The 16,852-nt window shown below is 37.6% G+C and carries 13 protein-coding genes and 2 pseudogenes; all 15 read right to left on the bottom strand.

Annotated elements, in window-relative coordinates:
- Positions 1-36: 36 nt before the first annotated feature.
- Positions 37-1,449, bottom strand: coding sequence for a phosphomannomutase (locus L2730_RS18550; protein WP_283105790.1), 1,413 nt, complete (start codon positions 1,447-1,449; stop codon positions 37-39).
- A gap of 28 nt (positions 1,450-1,477) precedes the next feature.
- Positions 1,478-1,948, bottom strand: a complete 471-nt coding sequence (locus tag L2730_RS18545; protein WP_248975948.1) for a GDP-mannose mannosyl hydrolase — start codon at positions 1,946-1,948, stop codon at positions 1,478-1,480.
- A 59-nt stretch (positions 1,949-2,007) separates the two neighbouring features.
- A complete protein-coding gene (fcl, locus tag L2730_RS18540; protein WP_248975947.1) occupies positions 2,008-2,973 on the bottom strand; it encodes a GDP-L-fucose synthase in 966 nt (321 codons plus the stop codon).
- A gap of 2 nt (positions 2,974-2,975) precedes the next feature.
- Positions 2,976-4,082: a GDP-mannose 4,6-dehydratase gene (gmd, locus tag L2730_RS18535; RefSeq protein WP_248975946.1), complete on the bottom strand. Its 1,107-nt coding sequence runs from the start codon at positions 4,080-4,082 to the stop codon at positions 2,976-2,978.
- 265 nt (positions 4,083-4,347) lie between these two features.
- Positions 4,348-4,884 carry a dTDP-4-dehydrorhamnose 3,5-epimerase gene (gene rfbC / locus L2730_RS18530; protein WP_248975945.1) on the bottom strand — a complete coding sequence of 179 codons (537 nt, stop codon included), beginning with the start codon at positions 4,882-4,884 and terminating at the stop codon, positions 4,348-4,350.
- A gap of 2 nt (positions 4,885-4,886) precedes the next feature.
- Entirely contained in the window at positions 4,887-5,783 is an 897-nt protein-coding gene (gene rfbD, locus L2730_RS18525) for a dTDP-4-dehydrorhamnose reductase (RefSeq protein WP_248975944.1), read from the bottom strand.
- Positions 5,758-6,672 (bottom strand): glucose-1-phosphate thymidylyltransferase RfbA, encoded by a 915-nt coding sequence (gene rfbA / locus L2730_RS18520; protein ID WP_248975943.1) that lies wholly within the window; start codon positions 6,670-6,672, stop codon positions 5,758-5,760. The genes rfbD and rfbA overlap by 26 nt, the downstream gene beginning before the upstream one ends.
- Complete coding sequence (gene rfbB, locus L2730_RS18515) at positions 6,672-7,766, bottom strand: dTDP-glucose 4,6-dehydratase (RefSeq protein WP_248975942.1); 1,095 nt, start codon at positions 7,764-7,766, stop codon at positions 6,672-6,674. Before rfbB ends, rfbA begins: the two co-directional genes overlap by 1 nt.
- A 631-nt stretch (positions 7,767-8,397) precedes the next feature.
- Positions 8,398-9,304 (bottom strand): annotated as a pseudogene (locus L2730_RS18510) (IS5 family transposase).
- Between the two features lie 134 nt (positions 9,305-9,438).
- Positions 9,439-10,883: pseudogene (locus L2730_RS18505) on the bottom strand (IS4 family transposase).
- Positions 10,884-11,199: 316 nt separating this feature from the next.
- Complete coding sequence (locus tag L2730_RS18500) at positions 11,200-12,255, bottom strand: EpsG family protein (RefSeq protein ID WP_248975941.1); 1,056 nt, start codon at positions 12,253-12,255, stop codon at positions 11,200-11,202.
- Positions 12,245-13,120 carry a hypothetical protein gene (locus L2730_RS18495; protein WP_248975940.1) on the bottom strand — a complete coding sequence of 292 codons (876 nt, stop codon included), beginning with the start codon at positions 13,118-13,120 and terminating at the stop codon, positions 12,245-12,247. The genes L2730_RS18500 and L2730_RS18495 overlap by 11 nt, the downstream gene beginning before the upstream one ends.
- Entirely contained in the window at positions 13,120-14,316 is a 1,197-nt protein-coding gene (locus tag L2730_RS18490) for a hypothetical protein (RefSeq protein ID WP_248975939.1), read from the bottom strand. The genes L2730_RS18495 and L2730_RS18490 overlap by 1 nt, the downstream gene beginning before the upstream one ends.
- 28 nt (positions 14,317-14,344) lie before the next feature.
- Positions 14,345-15,751 (bottom strand): lipopolysaccharide biosynthesis protein, encoded by a 1,407-nt coding sequence (locus L2730_RS18485; RefSeq protein WP_248975938.1) that lies wholly within the window; start codon positions 15,749-15,751, stop codon positions 14,345-14,347.
- Positions 15,748-16,692, bottom strand: a complete 945-nt coding sequence (locus L2730_RS18480; RefSeq protein WP_248975937.1) for a glycosyltransferase family 2 protein — start codon at positions 16,690-16,692, stop codon at positions 15,748-15,750. Before L2730_RS18480 ends, L2730_RS18485 begins: the two co-directional genes overlap by 4 nt.
- Positions 16,693-16,852 lie beyond the last annotated feature (160 nt).

The raw sequence follows: 16,852 nt of genomic DNA, 5'->3' as shown, positions 1-16,852 counted from the left end.
TTTAAAATCCATTTCTATTGTAATACAGTTCTGTATTTATTTGATTATGTTTATGAGTACTTGAGTCACTAACTGTTGTGCTACTTCAATGCTACTCGATTCGGCATAACAACGAAGCTCTGGTGCATTACCTGATGGGCGTAGATGTACAACATCATCATTACTTAGCGTAATACGTAGCCCGTCCGTCACATCCATTGATACTATGGATTCAGTTATGCTTAACTTAGTTAATAAAACCTGTGGTTGCTCCGCTGCTTCAGCTATGATTTTTTGGCTTGTTTCAGTTGCAAAATTTTCTATACGATCGCTATGGGTAAAACGCTTTGGTAACTTATCCACTAATTGTGTAATTGTTGAGTTTTTTGCAGCGCTTAATAGCATGAAAAACGGCAGTAGCGCGTCACGGGTTGGTAAGGCTTTCAAAGTACTACCAGCCACTTGTACATCACTGCCTAGCAAAAATCCGCCATTGGCTTCAAAACCCGCTACGCCATCAAACTGAGTATTCAGCTTTTCAAACTCAGCAATCACATAAGGAGAGCCAATTTTTGTTCGAGTCACTTGTTTGAATACTGCACTTTTTTCAATCGCTGTATTACAGCTTACCGGTACAGCCAATGCATCGATATTTAATACATTTGCACATAATAACCCTAAAATGTCGCCACGCAGCCAATTGCCATGCTCATCCGCTACTAATGGACGGTCACCATCTCCATCTGTCGAAAAGATGGCATCAAAACCATATTGCTTTGACCATGCTTTTGCTTTCGCGACATCTTTAGTCGATACTGCTTCAGTATCGATAGGCACAAACTCATTACTGCGTTCTAGCGCAACGACTTCAGCTCCTAAGCTCTGAAACAAATCTGCATATAAATCACGACCAGCACTTGAATGCTCGTAGATACCAATTTTTTTCCCCGTAAGCAAGTTGGCATCAAACAATGAAGCATAACGCTCTACGTAGCTTTGTTTTGCATACTCGTTTGCCTCTAAAACTGGGAGTTCAGTAATCGGCTCAAATACAGCCGGCGACTCGACAATAGCCACTTCATCCGCTTTAGTGATCTCGCCATCAGGGCGATAAAACTTCAATCCATTACGGTCAAAAGGAATATGACTGCCCGTTACCATAATGCATGGGATATCATCTTGCATGGCACGATAAGCCAGTGCTGGTGTCGGGATGACACCGTAATAGACTGGAGCGAGTCCAAGTTGCTTAATAGCCGCAACACAAGCCATCGCCATTGAAGGGCTACTTGGGCGATTATCAATGGCAATAGCAACACTATCAAAAGTAAACTGTGATTGAATACCTGTAATAAATGCATGCACAAAAGCTGCACATACATCGTTAGAAAACTGAGTTACTAGTCCACGCGCGCCACTAGTACCAAACTTTACACCCGATGAAGCTAATATATCTTTGCTCAGTAGCATCATGCATCCTAGAGTTTATTGATTATTATTAGGTTAAGCTGGACGAAGACAAGAAGTATGCCTTGGTATTATCATGTACGTTATTCGAGGTAAGAAGCGTTTTTACGTCCCACCACCGATAACCATTATGCTGATCTTCTGGCAAATCCGATAAATCACCGTTAAACGTTATTAAGTAAGCCAACACCACATAATGAGTGGTAAAGTCTACGCCTGATAAGTTGTCACTATATAAATGCTCATAAGGGCCTAAGAAGGTGGCATTACTTAAGCTATAGACTTTACCAATCTCGATCTGTGTTAAACGAGAGAATGCATTATTGAAGGTTTCATCTTTGACAATACGACCACCGGGCACGAACCAATAACCTTGCGCAGGACGGTTGTTACGTTTTCCCAGTAAGACTTGCCCTGCATTATTCTTAATAATTAAATCGATAGATATAAGCGGCGTATTTTGAACGACTTGTTTAAAAACGTCTAGTGGTAAATGTGACATATCGGCCTTCTAAGTACCCATCGGCTTAAACCGACTGGGTACATATACTTAATTGCTCATTACTTACGAAAATTATCCTGATTAGCTAAGAACCATTCATAAGTAGACGCTAAACCATCTTTTAACGATACTGAATAACTCCAGCCTAACGCCTTTAAACGGTCTACGTTCATGAGTTTACGAGGGGCACCATCTGGCTTAGTGGCGTCAAATGTAACCTTACCCTCAAAACCGACGACTTCCGCCACGGTTTCCACCAACTTGCGAATGGTGCAATCAATGCCTGTCCCAACATTAATATGACTTAACATTGGTTCAGTATTTGCCTCGTAAGTGACCGCCTCTAAGTTCATCACATGAATACTAGCTGCTGCCATATCGTCTACATGTAAAAACTCACGCATTGGTGTGCCACTCCCCCATGCAACAACTTCTGTATCTCCAGCAAGCTTCGCTTCATGAAAACGACGTAACAATGCTGGTATAACATGAGAATTTTGTGGATGAAAGTTATCATTTTCACCATATAAATTCGTTGGCATCACACTGCGGTAATCACGACCGTATTGTCGGTTGTAACTTTCACACATTTTAATGCCGGCGATTTTGGCAACAGCGTAAGGTTCATTAGTTGGCTCAAGTGGACCCGTTAATAATGCCTGCTCAGCCATTGGTTGCTGTGCAAGTTTTGGGTATATGCAAGACGAACCTAAAAACAGCAACTTTTGTACGCCATTGATATGAGCACTATGGATTATATTGTTTTGAATAGTCAGGTTTTCATATATAAATTCAGCAGGGTAAGTATTGTTTCCCACAATACCGCCAACTTTAGCTGCGGCTAAATATACTTCATCAATATTAGCGGCTTCAAAAAAAGAATTAACATCATCTTGTGATAATAAATTAAGCTCAGTGCGTGTGCGGGTAATAATATCTACACCGCCTTTAGCAATAAGTTGCCTAACAATCGCACTGCCTACCATACCACGATGACCGGCGACAAAAACTCGTTTCTGACTCATGCTTAACTTTCCAAAGATATTGAAACATCAAAGCCATGGGATTTCAATAACACATGCTGCTTTGCAATAGACACATCTGATTGAACCATTTCCTGACACATCTCTTCTACTGTAATCTCTGGCACCCAACCTAGCTTTTCTTTGGCTTTTGTTGGATCACCTAATAACGTTTCGACCTCTGCAGGGCGGAAAAACTTAGGATTAACTTTAACAATGACATCACCAACCGATACAGCAGGTGCTTTGTCTATGTCGACTGCTGACACGGTAGCCACTTCGTCAACACCTTCACCGGTAAACACAAGGCTAATACCAGCTTCAAGAGCTGACATTCTTACAAATTCACGAACTGATATCTGCTTACCTGTCGCTATGACAAAGTCATCAGCCACTTCTTGTTGAAGCATCATCCACTGCATACGAACGTAATCTTTAGCGTGACCCCAATCACGAAGTGCATCCATATTGCCAAGCTCTAACTGGCTTTCCAACCCTTGAGAAATATTGGCAAGGGACCGAGTAATCTTACGAGTAACAAAAGTTTCACCACGACGCGGAGATTCATGGTTAAACAAAATGCCATTACACGCATACATACCATAAGATTCACGGTAGTTAACTGTAATCCAGTATGCATACATTTTGGCTACAGCATAAGGAGAACGGGGATAAAACGGAGTTGTCTCTTTTTGCGGGGTTTCTTGTACTTCACCATAAAGTTCAGAAGTAGATGCTTGATAGAATTTAGTTTTACTCTCCAAACCATTAATACGAATAGCTTCTAGCAACCGCATAGTCCCCATTCCATCGATATCCGCGACATACTCGGGGGACTCAAAGGAAACCGCCACATGAGACATTGCACCCAAATTATAGATCTCATCAGGTTGAATTTCCTTGACCAAGCGAATAAGGTTCGAGGAATCCGACAAGTCACCATAGTGTAAATGTAAGTTTGTATTACTATTTAAAACTGTATCGATACGCACTGTGTTATAAGAAGATGCACGACGAATTAGACCGTGTACCTCATATCCTTTTCCTAACAAAAGTTCAACAAGATATGAACCATCTTGACCCGTCACACCTGTTATTAATGCTTTTTTCATGTCTATTTCCCAAGTAATTTCAATGGATAAGATTATGAAACCTCTAACCATTAAAAAGTAGCATTAGTCGATTCGATTTCTGCTTGATTTGTTCGTTTCACACTGGCTTTAAGTGTTTTTTGCATTTAAAGATTGAATGCTAAGTACCTTGCAAATACAAGGGGTTTACCTACCTGACCACAATTGATTGGGCTACCACCCAATCTCACTTCAAGGAGATAGGTTTCCCTCTGTTTTATTAAACTACTATCAAAAAACAAACCAATTAAATTGTACTTAGTTGCTGCGCATTTTTATCTTTGTCGGATAATATAGGCAAACCATCTAATGGCCAGTCTATCCCTATAGTTTCATCATCCCATGCAATACTGACTTCTGATTTAGCATGGTAATAGTTTGTACATTTGTAAACAAACTCAGCCTCATCACTTATTACATAAAAGCCATGAGCAAACCCTTGAGGTATCCATAATTGTCTTTTATTTTCATCAGAAAGATATACGCCTACCCATTTACCTAAGGTTGGAGAGTCTTTTCGAATATCAACAGCCACATCAAATACTTCACCAGAAACTACTCTAACTAATTTTCCTTGAGTATTTTCAGATTGATAATGTAAGCCTCGTAATATTCCTTTTTTCGACTTTGAATGATTGTCTTGTACAAACTGAGTTGGTTTGCCAGTGACTAGCTCCTCAAACTGCTTTTGATTCCATGTTTCCATGAAAAAACCACGTTCGTCACCAAAGACTCTTGGTTCAATTATTTTTACATCGAGAATTTCGGTATCAATAACTATCATGATTAACTCTTGTATAGTTCAATATTATTCAATGCGGCTTTCCAATCACTTGCTGTTATACCAAAAATCGCATTAATCTTGTCGCAAGATAGTTTGGAATTTTCTGGCCGCTTGGCTGATGTAGGGTACATATCGGCTGCAATACCATTAATCATTGGAGTTTGAATTAAATTCGTTTGGTCAGCCAGTTCAAAGATAACCTTCGCAAATTCACACCAACTCACATGTGGGTAACCGGCAAAATGAAATACACCAAACTTGTGATTTTGCGCAACTCTATTAATACTCATCACCATAGTGATTAACGCATCTGCAATATCCCCAGCATAAGTAGGGCCACCAAACTGATCTGCAACTACATTGAGCTTTTTATGAGCAGCGCCAACTCGAAGCATCGTTTTTACAAAATTATTACCGTGTTCACTAAAAACCCATGCAGTGCGTAAAATTATGTGTTTGGAATTGGCATCAATTACTGCTTGTTCACCGGCTAATTTACTCTGTCCGTAAACACTCAAAGGACCTGTTTTATCCCTCTCAGTATAGACACCCTCTTTATTGCCAGGGAAAACATAGTCAGTGGAGATATGTAACATTACCGTGCCAAGAGCATTGGCTGCTTCGGCAAGAAATTTGGGGCCATCACGATTGATGGCATAAGAAAGCTCAACTTCTTCTTCAGCTCTATCAACTGCGGTATGCGCTGCAGCATTAATTATAAAATCAGGTTTAAAACTTTCAACCACCTGAATTACAGCAACTTGATTCGTAATATCCAGTTCATTTCGGTCCAATGCTAGGAACTCAATTGCTTCTTGTGAATTAGCTTTTAGGCTATTTAGACATTCAACCAAACTGCTCCCTACTTGACCATTAGAGCCGGTGACTAATATTCGCATTAATTTGACCTTTACTTACTTCCGTCACTATACGCATTAAATACTGCCCATAGTCATTCTTTGTCATAGGCGCTGCTAATCGTATCAAGTCTTGAACGGATAACCAACCATTGTAAAATGCAATTTCTTCTAAACAGGCTATTTTTAAACCTTGAATATTTTGGACAGTTTGGACAAAAGATGAGGCTTCGTGCAAACTTTCATGGGTACCGGTATCTAACCAAGCGAAACCACGACCAAGTAGTTCTACATTTAAGGAACCATCATTGAGATACATTTCATTCAGTGAAGTTATTTCAAGCTCCCCACGTTGTGAAGGCTCAACTTTTTTTGCCATTTCGATTACTCGATTGTCATAAAAATACAGACCTGTTACCGCATAATCTGATTTGGGTAGAGCTGGTTTTTCTTCGATTGATACTGCTTGCATCTGCAGATTAAACTCAACAACACCAAAACGCTCTGGATCTTTCACTTGGTAACCAAAAACAGTTGATACACCAGAATCGGCTAATTTAGCAGATTTTTTTAGCTGTTCACTAAAATGTTGCCCATAAAAGATATTGTCACCTAACACTAAACAACAACTATCATCGCCAATAAAATCCTCACCAATAATAAACGCTTGTGCTAAACCATCTGGATTTGGCTGAATCGCGTACTCAATTGAAATACCATAATCTGAGCCATTACCTAATAAACGTTTAAAACTTCCATTGTCTTCAGGTGTAGTGATGATAAGTACATCTTTTATTCCCGCTAGCATGAGTGTAGATAGCGGGTAAAAGATCATCGGTTTATCATATAAAGGTAACAGTTGTTTAGACACGCCTTTAGTTATAGGGAAAAGTCGACTGCCTGAGCCCCCCGCTAAAATAATACCTTTCATTATTCCGGATCCTTTGAATTTGCCGCCATTATACCTAACTCTCCTTGATAACTACCATCTTGAACATTCTGACACCAGACTGGGTTATCTATATACCATTGAACAGTCTTTTTTAGACCTGTTTCAAAAGTTTCGATTGGCGCCCAAGCGAGATCACGCTGCATTTTACTTGAATCTATTGCATAACGACGATCATGACCAGGGCGGTCTTTAACATAAACTATTTGCTGCGCATATTTCGTTTCTTTTGGGACTAAAGTGTCTAAAATAGAACAAATTGTTTCTACTACTTCTAGGTTTTGCTTTTCGTTATGACCGCCAATATTATAGGTTTCGCCCACGTCACCTTGGGTAACTACTTTATATAGTGCACGAGCATGATCTTCTACATATAGCCAATCACGAATTTGATCACCTTTTCCATAAATTGGTAGTGGTTTACCTTCGAGTGCATTTAATATCACTAAAGGGATTAGCTTTTCTGGAAAATGATGTGGGCCATAGTTATTTGAGCAGTTGGTCACCATGGTTGGTAAACCATAAGTGCGAAGCCATGCTCGAACAAGGTGATCACTTGATGCTTTAGACGCTGAATAAGGGCTTGATGGCTCGTAAGATGTAGTCTCTAAAAACAAAGGTAGATTTTCATCTCTCTCAATTTCATCAGGATGTGGCAAATCACCATAAACCTCATCAGTTGAGATATGATGAAAGCGAAATATTTTTTTAGCATCATCAGTCAATTTATTCCAATATTTACGAGTCGCTTCTAATAGCGTGTAAGTACCTATAATATTTGTTTCAATAAACGCAGCGGGACCTTTAATGCTTCTATCCACATGGCTTTCAGCTGCGAGGTGCATAACGGCATCGGGCATATAAGTATTAAATACTCGGTCAAGCTCGACTCTGTCACAAATATTGACCTTCTCAAACACGTAGCGGTCGTTTGCTTCAACAGAAATTAGCGACTCTAGGTTGCCTGCATAAGTTAGACAATCAATATTAACAACACTATCATCTGTATTTTCAATAATATGACGCACGACCGCTGAACCGATAAAACCTGCGCCTCCGGTAACTAGAATTTTCACTTAGTTAATCCTATTTAGAATGTATATATTTTCGAAATCGAAAACAGAGTAAGATTACGAAGTCATGCAGCACATAAGACTCGTGATAGAAACGGAAACCGATTCAATGTCCTTTTCATATAAGGCTTCTAAGCAAGTTCACATCCGTTGCACATTTAATTTGTTTACGTTGAATGCTAACTTTAAAGCTTATTTCTTGCTTCAAGAGATTTAAACACGCTTACCAAACTCTTGAGCCCCAATGATATTGTCAAATGTTATGCACGAAGATAATACAGTACCCTGTCGATGTTTTTCAAGCTAGCTAAACCCTTTCATAAATATTAAGCTACATTTCTTTCCGCCGTTTCCGACTCTTTATCTGCATTGAGCATCACCTCACCAACCGCCTCGCAGTTTTTGATATAGCCTGAACATCTTTTGGATTTTATTTTTTACAGCGTAGTGTCAACATCGCTTCGATTATGTCGAGAGTCGAATCCAGTGTTAAAGCCAGAATAAAATAGAAACCTAAAGATCGGTCGAGCGAATAATAACCACCTTGAAATATTTTTCTAACGAGCTTATGGAGTATGGGGCGTTGTTGATCAAATAACTGCTTGAGATGCCGCTATACCAAGGTTTTCTGTGTTTATGGAGTTATCTGTCTAACAGGCATGCCTAGCTCTATGACTTTGTTCATCGCCTTTACACCAGCCAAAGCTTCACCTACCTGTGCATTGTAATCACGAAAGCTTAACTTGGAGCTGATGAGTTGTTTGTCGCGATACATCGCAGTCTCCGATAGCGAGCTTTGATGGTAACCATTGTCATCTTTCCATTGTTTTAACGTCCCAGATTTCAATGCTTCAACAGCTTCATTTCGCGGGTGACCATCTTCCCAGTATCCTGCTTTGAACGCGGTGGAATCGTTGGTTTTGCACCTTTGCGTTGCAGTAATATATGGCACTCTTTTGTGTCGTATGCACCATCAGCTGAGAACTGATTTAGCTTTCGGCGAAGCGGGTTGAGCATTGTCGGTAATACTTAGTTATCAGCGACTTTAACGAGCCTGACTTCGGCTGATACAACATCGAGAGTCTCTGCGTCAATCCCGAGGTGCAACTTACGCCATGTGCGCCGGCACTCCTTACCGTGCTTCCGCGTTTTCCGTTCACCTTCACCGTAAATCTTCTATCCTGTTGAATCAACGACAAGATGAGTAACGGGACCTCTACAGAGGTTACGATACTTAACCTCAACAGTCTTTGCCCGCTTGCTTATACAAGTGTAATCCGGTGCAGCTAATGGCACATCCATCAGTCGAAAAAGAGAATTTATGAAGCCTTCAGTTGCCCGCAAATACGCCTTTGAACATGAGGTCGGTTTCAATCGCTGTATCACTAAATTGAAAACCTCTACCACGACCGCCGTGATGGGCTTTGCAGTGCAAAGCATTGATGGCTGATTCACCCAGCCGAAAAAGCAACCGAACCTTAATTGACTAATACTTGATTGTCCTGTTTCCAGTTAATTATTTTACGTTTAGATTTGCCCATGAAGCCTGTCTCGTTGTAGTACTAACAAGATCAGATCACAGAACGGCCAAATGGTTCCTTAGATTTAGGCGACAACGCCGAGCATGGGTAAAAAACACTTATGGTCCGACCCTGTCTCTTGATCACATTTCAGTCTAAAAACCTATCAACTCAGCCGTTTCCTTGCTCAGATAGTATCCACTCAGCATATCCTGCAGTTTGTCCCAGCCAAGCCACATGGTTGCCCAACTGGCAATGCCTGTTCGCTTAGAATCGTAGAAGCCGCCAAGCTTGGATATGGCTTTGTATGCCCATTTGAGCGTAGTGACTTCACTAGGTAGCTTTTTAGGATAGCGGCCACCTCTCTTGTTAGCATTAAGATAGAGAATGCGCCACTCATCTTGTGTGAGCACGTTTCTGCAGGGCTGTAACTCAATCGCTTCGGCTTGCTCCTTCAGGCCGCGAGCTTTGAGCTGCACAGCTAAAGTCTGGATTTCACGCAGTTGCATCAGCCTGATGGCGACAAAGGCTAAGATCAAGACAATTCGCTCAAGGTTTTCAGGCTCAGTCATGCCTTGACGCTCTACGCCCGCACCGGTTTTCCAAGCTTTGTGGTAATCCTCCACGCGCCAGCGCTGCGAGTAGACGCGGATGATTTTCATGGCTTGTTTATAGGTTCTACGGGCTCACTGGTCAGCAGAAGCCACGATAATCTCGCCTCTTCATCTGCCGTACTTTGCTCTTGGGCAAAGACCGCATTGAGCATGACTTTCTGCCCTCCTTGACTAAAGGTGACATGTACAGCGTGCAGCGAAAATTCAGTTGTTCTTGCTTTGCGATTCTTGCGCGCTCCTTTGCTGTCGTGCATGCCTTTTTGTTGAATATCCAGTTGATAACGTCCAAGCTCAGGTTGAGCGGCAAGGTGTGGAAATAACTTAAGCTCGGCCTGCTCAATGCTCCTGTGGTGCTTTGCGCGAACCACGAAACGTTCTTGCAACTCGCTTTTCTCTTGCAGGTAAACAAAGATATCAGCCTCGCGGCCGCAAACGGTGATCGCCTTGTGCATTTGGTCGCCAAAACAGCGGAGAACGCTGGCTGAGGCCGCTACCTATTTGCCGCTTTCGGGCTCTGTTGTGCCATCGGCTTCGTCCGGAAGCATCCACCACTCTTAATAGACAAGACAGAGGGGGCATCCAGTAGCGGCACCAATCATAAAGCTATTGTGAACCCTCCAACCACGTGCCTTGTCAGTGGTTTTGCCCAGTTTACCCAGCTTCGTCGCACCGCCATGTCTGAAACTCAAAGAGGTTGTGTCTTCCATCAGCAAGACTTCATCACAGGAACAGCTAGTGCGGCTTTGGCATCAAAAACTGAACGACGAAAAGCTCTAGCGTCGATCTTCTAGTTGCGAATAAAACGGTAGGTGCCTTCAACCAAACAGTCCAGACCATCACAAGCGTAAACCGCTGAGCGACCTATGTTGTCAGCGAAGCTGACTGGCAATATCGACTAAGCGTTGAGTTCTTCGATTATCACCGTTCTGGGCTGTACCGAACATGGCTTGAGCCCAATCAGTTGTATTGTGAATGAGTGGAAGCATGATATTAAAGCTGTTGAGGTTAGTGATAGACTATGGCCTCTCAAATCGTTTGCTAGGTCTATCCCTAGTTGCTAAATTGTGTATAAGAGTCAGGTCCTACCCTGGCCCAGTACCTAATAAAAAATAGTCAGAAATATTCAAGAATAGATTTTAAAAAACCTTGTTATTCAAAGGAGTCTAGTGTTCTAGCAACTAACACGGGAGCTATCGATTAAAGTTTCAAATATTATAAACTAAATTCGAACCTATAAATTAAAGTAACTAAAAAAGTACTCAACTGAAGGGGCTCCCATAAAAACTTGCGACTTAGCACTCATCAACTCCAATGAAAATAACTTGTAAATAGCACATTAGTTAAAAACGCGAGCAAAGAATAAAGTACGACGATAAAACGTGAAACAAAATACCCCTTAAAAATACATATTAGATAAGGAATTAAAAAAACCTCCGAGTACATCAAAGAATAACCTAACCTGACGCCCATATGAGGAAATGAAGATAAAGAAATATAAAAAAAGATCCCTATAGAATACAATAACAAAAAAAACGGGAAGTATATATGCTTTCTAGAAAGCATCTGGTAATGATAAGAAAAAAAGCACAAAACAATTATTCTAGAGATAATGAAAAAACCAAAAACATTTATACTAGAGTCACCATTTGCAGAATAGGTAACGAGCTTACTTACAAGCCCTTCAAATGGGATTATAGAGAGTAAAATATCATAGAATAAAGACGAAGAAAAAAGAAGCATGAAGAAATATGAAAATGGAATCAATAATACGATGTAACTTCTTTTTATTCTATAAGGATCGATAAAATAAAGCAGTAAAAAAATAAACGAAGAATAGTGAAAGAAAGTAGCTGCTGCAATCACAAAAAAGTACTTATAAAAGCTTCTATGAAAAATAAAATAAAAAGAAATGAATACTAAAGCAACCGCAACACCAGCTCTTATTTGAATTAACTCATGGATAATAAAATAGTTAGAAAGATAAACAACGAATGAGTAAAATGGAAAAGGGGAGAAAAACACAATCGCTTTGAACTTTACTAAAATCGCAACAAAAGCATATAGAAAAAATAATACATAGAAATTGTCACTCGAAATTAAATTAGCCAACCGAGCTAATAAAGTAAAAGATATTTCAATGAAATAATCAGATTGCCCATGCACTACATTATGAAAAAGATGGGTGTAAGTATCATAATCCGGTAAAGAAGAGCCATCACGAAATGTCGCAAACAAGACTAAAGTAACAAATAAAAAAATATAAAATGGTGATTTAGCCAAGCCTTTTTCAAAAAATGAAAAAAATGAAAACAAAGACAGTAAAGATAAAGAAGCTAAAATCATAACGTTATTTTTCAACTACTTTTCTATAAGCATCAATGTAAGAGTTAGGAGTGCGATTAAAAATCATGACATTTCTATGTATTGCGTATTGATTTAAGATTTCATGGCTCTTGAAACAAAGAAACTGAGTATGTAAAAATGCTGACAGAGTATTAAGTGAACTATGTCTACCCAGCGAACTTTGACCGGCATAAAAATGGTCAAGACTTACACTAATTTCATTATTATCTGACACTGACAAATCTTTAATCCAAGATTGCTCTACTCCAAACAGATGAATTTTACTGTATTCATTATTGACTGCAATAAATATGGCGGCATTAATGACTGTTTGTGGAGTAGGCATACCCAATGACAAAGAATAAAATAAATAATTAAGCCGTGTTCCTGTGTCAATCGGAGTGGAATTAAAGAAAGTGAATTCCAAATTCCTATTATCAAACTTACTAAATATTATAGAACCTTTAAATTTATAAGGAACATATATTGTTAAATCCCAAGAAACATCATTAAGAGCATTGATTAAATCATTTAACTTGTTATTAGACTCCAGATCGGATGAACTATTTGGGAACAGGAGTGGATCGAGGAGAACATAACAACTGGGTTTCAAGTAATCAAAATATTTTGTTAAGGCGAAATAATTAACTACATATATATCCTTATCGTTGAAAAAAGAAATATTTTCTTCGAAGGCTGAGTTTATAGAGGGACCATTCCCAAGAACTACACACTCATCCGACTTGCGTAAAAATGTTTTTTTCAAGCCCAAAAAAACATTACTAAAAAATATGACCTTCAATAACGAAAAAACTGAAGCATATAGATAACCCACATAAAGATAACAGTGAACAAAAATGTATTTAACTTTATAAAACATCACTTTCTCCACATATCTGGTAAAGTATGATAACGAGAAAGAAACACTAGCAATCTCGAAAATGACATATACTTGTTCGGACCTAACAACCTAAGAATAATTCTCATGCAGAAAAATATAAACTTAAACTTACCTTGATTGTTACTTACATCCTTAAAGCTCATTGCTGAATAATTATCTCCTACAGAAGTCAAAAGATTATTTCTACTGGCAAATTTTCCAACTACAGACTTACTATCAAAGGGGTTTTCTATATCTTTAAACTCTTCAAAACAAGAAAAATAGGCTCGTCTTAGCGTCGGAGATATGTACTGTCCATTAGACATGTAATCGTAAGAGTATACATTATTTTCCACAGATTTTTCATATTTAACTACTTCAATTTTATATTTTTCAGATAATGCCTCTATCGAACCACTATCGTTAGCGCCAAAATCAAATTTATTTCTAGACAACTTCGAAGGAGTATTGAAGTTGAAGGAACTAAAATGAATGAAAACAAGATTCTCATTATTTACATTATGACTTTTTTCATTCTCACTAGTTACAGTTCTTTCGTGTAAGTTCCAATAAGCGACATTATAACCTGGATGCTTAATCACATAAATAAAATCGAAAAACAACTTACCTAAAGTTACCCATTTTTGATCTGTAAAGACTCCAAACTGAGGGTCATCAAATGCATTTTCAAAACAACGTTCCTCCCACCATGTAAGAAAACTTATTGAATCCATGGAATCATTTGCAGCAAAAAATCCTAAATTATAATTACCAAAACGCATTAATTGTTGATCATTTACCGCTCCATGACTTATTGGTGTAAGGTAATGCGGCGTTACAATGAATGGGTTATCATTTAGCAAATCATCTAAATAGTCGAAACTCCCATATACATATACATCAGGGTCAAGGAAGACGATTTTCTCAGTTGGTAAACTCTTAAGAAAAAATTTAGCTAACCAAGGCTTTAATGCAGTAGTAAGCTCAATAACCGTATATTTAAATGACAAAGTAGAAAAGCTTGGTACATCTAAATCCTCTATCCAATGAATATTCGCAAACTCATATTCTTTAATCTTTCTTTTTTTATCAAACAAAACGATATTTAAAACACACCCGTTTTGCATATTTAAAGAATCGGCTAGCGCATAAACTTTGGGAAGATACGCACAGTTACAAACCGTAAAAAATTCCATGATAGTAAACCTTCATATTGTAATAATGTTACTTGAAAAACCTAAGTAAATAAAATGATAATTTATTTACTTTTAAAATTGAACATATAGTTAGATAAATAGTTGCCGCGACAACTGTATTTATACAAATATTTAAAAAATTGCTTTCAAAAGAAAACCGCATCAAATATAAGAAAAAATATGAAAACAAAGCGATAAATAAATATGGTACAAAGTCCTTTATCTGGTCTGAAACCTTGTATCTTAATGTTTTTGATAAATAATAGCTACAGATAAAAAGTGTAATTACGGATGTTAATATTTGAGTTGCCACTATATATAGAAGCGAAAATTTCACAAAAACAATTAATAAAATAATGGCAATCGACTTTGAAAAAAGCTGTATCTTCATTGAAATATCACTTCTCCCAACTGAGTTTAGTGCGCTAATTGATAAAGAAAATGGGTGATGGAAACAAAAAAATAAACAGAAAAACTCAAAATAAATTACACTTTGAGACCATTTTTCAGTCAATACTATATTGATAATGTCCGATGCTGAAATTGAAATTATCATTAATATCGGTAAAATAATGAAATTTGAATTTACAATGGAGGAGCGCAGTATTGTAAGTAACTTTTCTTTATCACCTTGGTTTTCAGAGAAATGAGGGAATGTTACCGACGATATTGTTGAATTAATCGTACTTGCAAACAACGAAGGTAGTTGCTTACCATTAGTATAAAAACCTAGCTCTGTCGTACTATAAAATTTCCCTATAATAAGTGGATACATATTCAAATAAAACACATCGATTATATTTACGATGAACAGTTTATAACCATAATTAAAAAGCTTTTGAAATCTACTTAAATTAAACTTTAACGATGGGAACCATTTAAAATGAATGCTAAAAATTATAATTGAAACTAGTACCGAGGAAAGGTGATAAAAAATCAAAGAATATACGCCAAAATCATTCATTGCAAGCACTATACTAGTAGACCCCGAAATCATCGTAGTAACGAATCCAATGTTGGCCATTTTTTTAAACTGTAATTCTTTTGTAAACTTTGCTTTTTGCACCATATTGATTGAATTAAAAACAATAACTAAAGCACTTATTTTAACAAGCATTTCTATTTCCGATATCTCATAAAAATGTGAAATACTTTCTGATATCAAATAAATTACAACGTAAATGATGAGTGAGCACAATAGAGAAAAAATTAAAACCGATGAATAATCCCCGTCATCAACACCTTTTTTCTGTATTAAAGCCAAATTTAAACCATTGTTTACAAAAACATTTAAGATAGCATTAATCGATGTGAGAATTGCGATAACACCAAAATCCTCAGGTGCCAAAATTCTAGCTAGGGTTATAAATAAAACAACTTGAAAAAGGTTTACATAGACAGTTTCGAAAAATTTCCAAATTAAATTTTTAATCATACAATTTTTCTTTTTTTAATTATCGCCAGCACTTCATTTAATAAAAGATTTAACGTATTCTTTAGCTTGACATGCTTTATCACAAACAGCAGAACTTCCCAGTTATGTGATGACGGATATCTTAACAAGTATAAAATTGACCATAAAAGGTAGTTTCCATTCTTATCCTTAAAATTAACCAACACACCATAAGTATCCAAAGTTAACTCACGAAGACGACCTAAATATAAGATTCTTTCTCTAACTTGGCATTTTTGACTAATCGTTGACTTATAGTTAGTGCCGCTATCTTTAATAACTTGCCTTGATACCGCAGAATTATATTCATGAACAAAAATTTTTCCATTCAAGCATAACAGTAGATTCAAAGACATGTCGGCTATGAAGTGATGCCCATTAATAATTAGAGTTGTGTCAATTTGTTTTTCTTTAAAGATATTGCGAAAACACAGTGTTGCTAAGTGCCCAATATACAAATAAGATTCAAAATCACTTAATTGATAGTCACCATTTGATGGCTTACCCGGCCCTTCATATTCTTTCTGTATTATTTTCCCATCGTGATCAACTACTGAATACCGATGTGTGCATGCTATATATTTTGAATTACCTCTCAAAAAATTAACTTGCTCGGACATTTTATTAACATTTGTCCAGAAATCATCACCCTCTAAAACAAATATGTAGTCGCCTTTACAATGGTTAAATACATCATATAAGTTCTTTGCTGGCCCTAAATTTTGGGTCCTTGAAAGTACTTTTATGTTTGGATTACTATGTTGAAACCTATTTATAATACTTAAAGTACCATCAGTCGAACAATCGTCACCGACAATGATTTCATATTTAAATTTTACATTTTGACATATAATGCTTTCTAGCGCTTCAGATATGTATTCTTGTTGATTGTAGGTTATAACCGCTACGCTTACTAATGGCATACTAGACATCTCTACTTCATACCCTAATAGTTCAATAGTTCAATAGTTCAATAGCTTAATAGCTTAATAGCTTAATAGCTTAATAGCTTAATAGCTTAATAGCTTAATAGCTTAATAGCTTAATAGCTTAATAGCTTAATAGCTTAATAGCTTAATAGCT

Origin of the sequence: Shewanella kaireitica (assembly GCF_023284045.1) — a bacterium.
GTDB classification, from domain to species: domain Bacteria; phylum Pseudomonadota; class Gammaproteobacteria; order Enterobacterales; family Shewanellaceae; genus Shewanella; species Shewanella kaireitica.
Note: the sequence above shows the minus strand (reverse complement) of the source record. Positions and strands in the feature narration are given on the sequence as shown.

What these genes read in the sequence shown, in the direction of transcription:
- fcl (WP_248975947.1), bottom strand. Translation starts at nt 2,973, where the DNA reads ATGAGTCAGAAACGAGTTTTTGTCGCCGGTCATCGTGGTATGGTAGGC.
- rfbA (WP_248975943.1), bottom strand. Translation starts at nt 6,672, where the DNA reads ATGAAAGGTATTATTTTAGCGGGGGGCTCAGGCAGTCGACTTTTCCCT.
- L2730_RS18485 (WP_248975938.1), bottom strand. Translation starts at nt 15,751, where the DNA reads ATGATTAAAAATTTAATTTGGAAATTTTTCGAAACTGTCTATGTAAAC.
- L2730_RS18545 (WP_248975948.1), bottom strand. Translation starts at nt 1,948, where the DNA reads ATGTCACATTTACCACTAGACGTTTTTAAACAAGTCGTTCAAAATACG.
- L2730_RS18480 (WP_248975937.1), bottom strand. Translation starts at nt 16,692, where the DNA reads ATGCCATTAGTAAGCGTAGCGGTTATAACCTACAATCAACAAGAATAC.
- rfbD (WP_248975944.1), bottom strand. Translation starts at nt 5,783, where the DNA reads ATGCGAATATTAGTCACCGGCTCTAATGGTCAAGTAGGGAGCAGTTTG.
- L2730_RS18550 (WP_283105790.1), bottom strand. Translation starts at nt 1,449, where the DNA reads ATGCTACTGAGCAAAGATATATTAGCTTCATCGGGTGTAAAGTTTGGT.
- rfbC (WP_248975945.1), bottom strand. Translation starts at nt 4,884, where the DNA reads ATGATAGTTATTGATACCGAAATTCTCGATGTAAAAATAATTGAACCA.
- L2730_RS18495 (WP_248975940.1), bottom strand. Translation starts at nt 13,120, where the DNA reads ATGTTTTATAAAGTTAAATACATTTTTGTTCACTGTTATCTTTATGTG.
- gmd (WP_248975946.1), bottom strand. Translation starts at nt 4,082, where the DNA reads ATGAAAAAAGCATTAATAACAGGTGTGACGGGTCAAGATGGTTCATAT.
- L2730_RS18490 (WP_248975939.1), bottom strand. Translation starts at nt 14,316, where the DNA reads ATGGAATTTTTTACGGTTTGTAACTGTGCGTATCTTCCCAAAGTTTAT.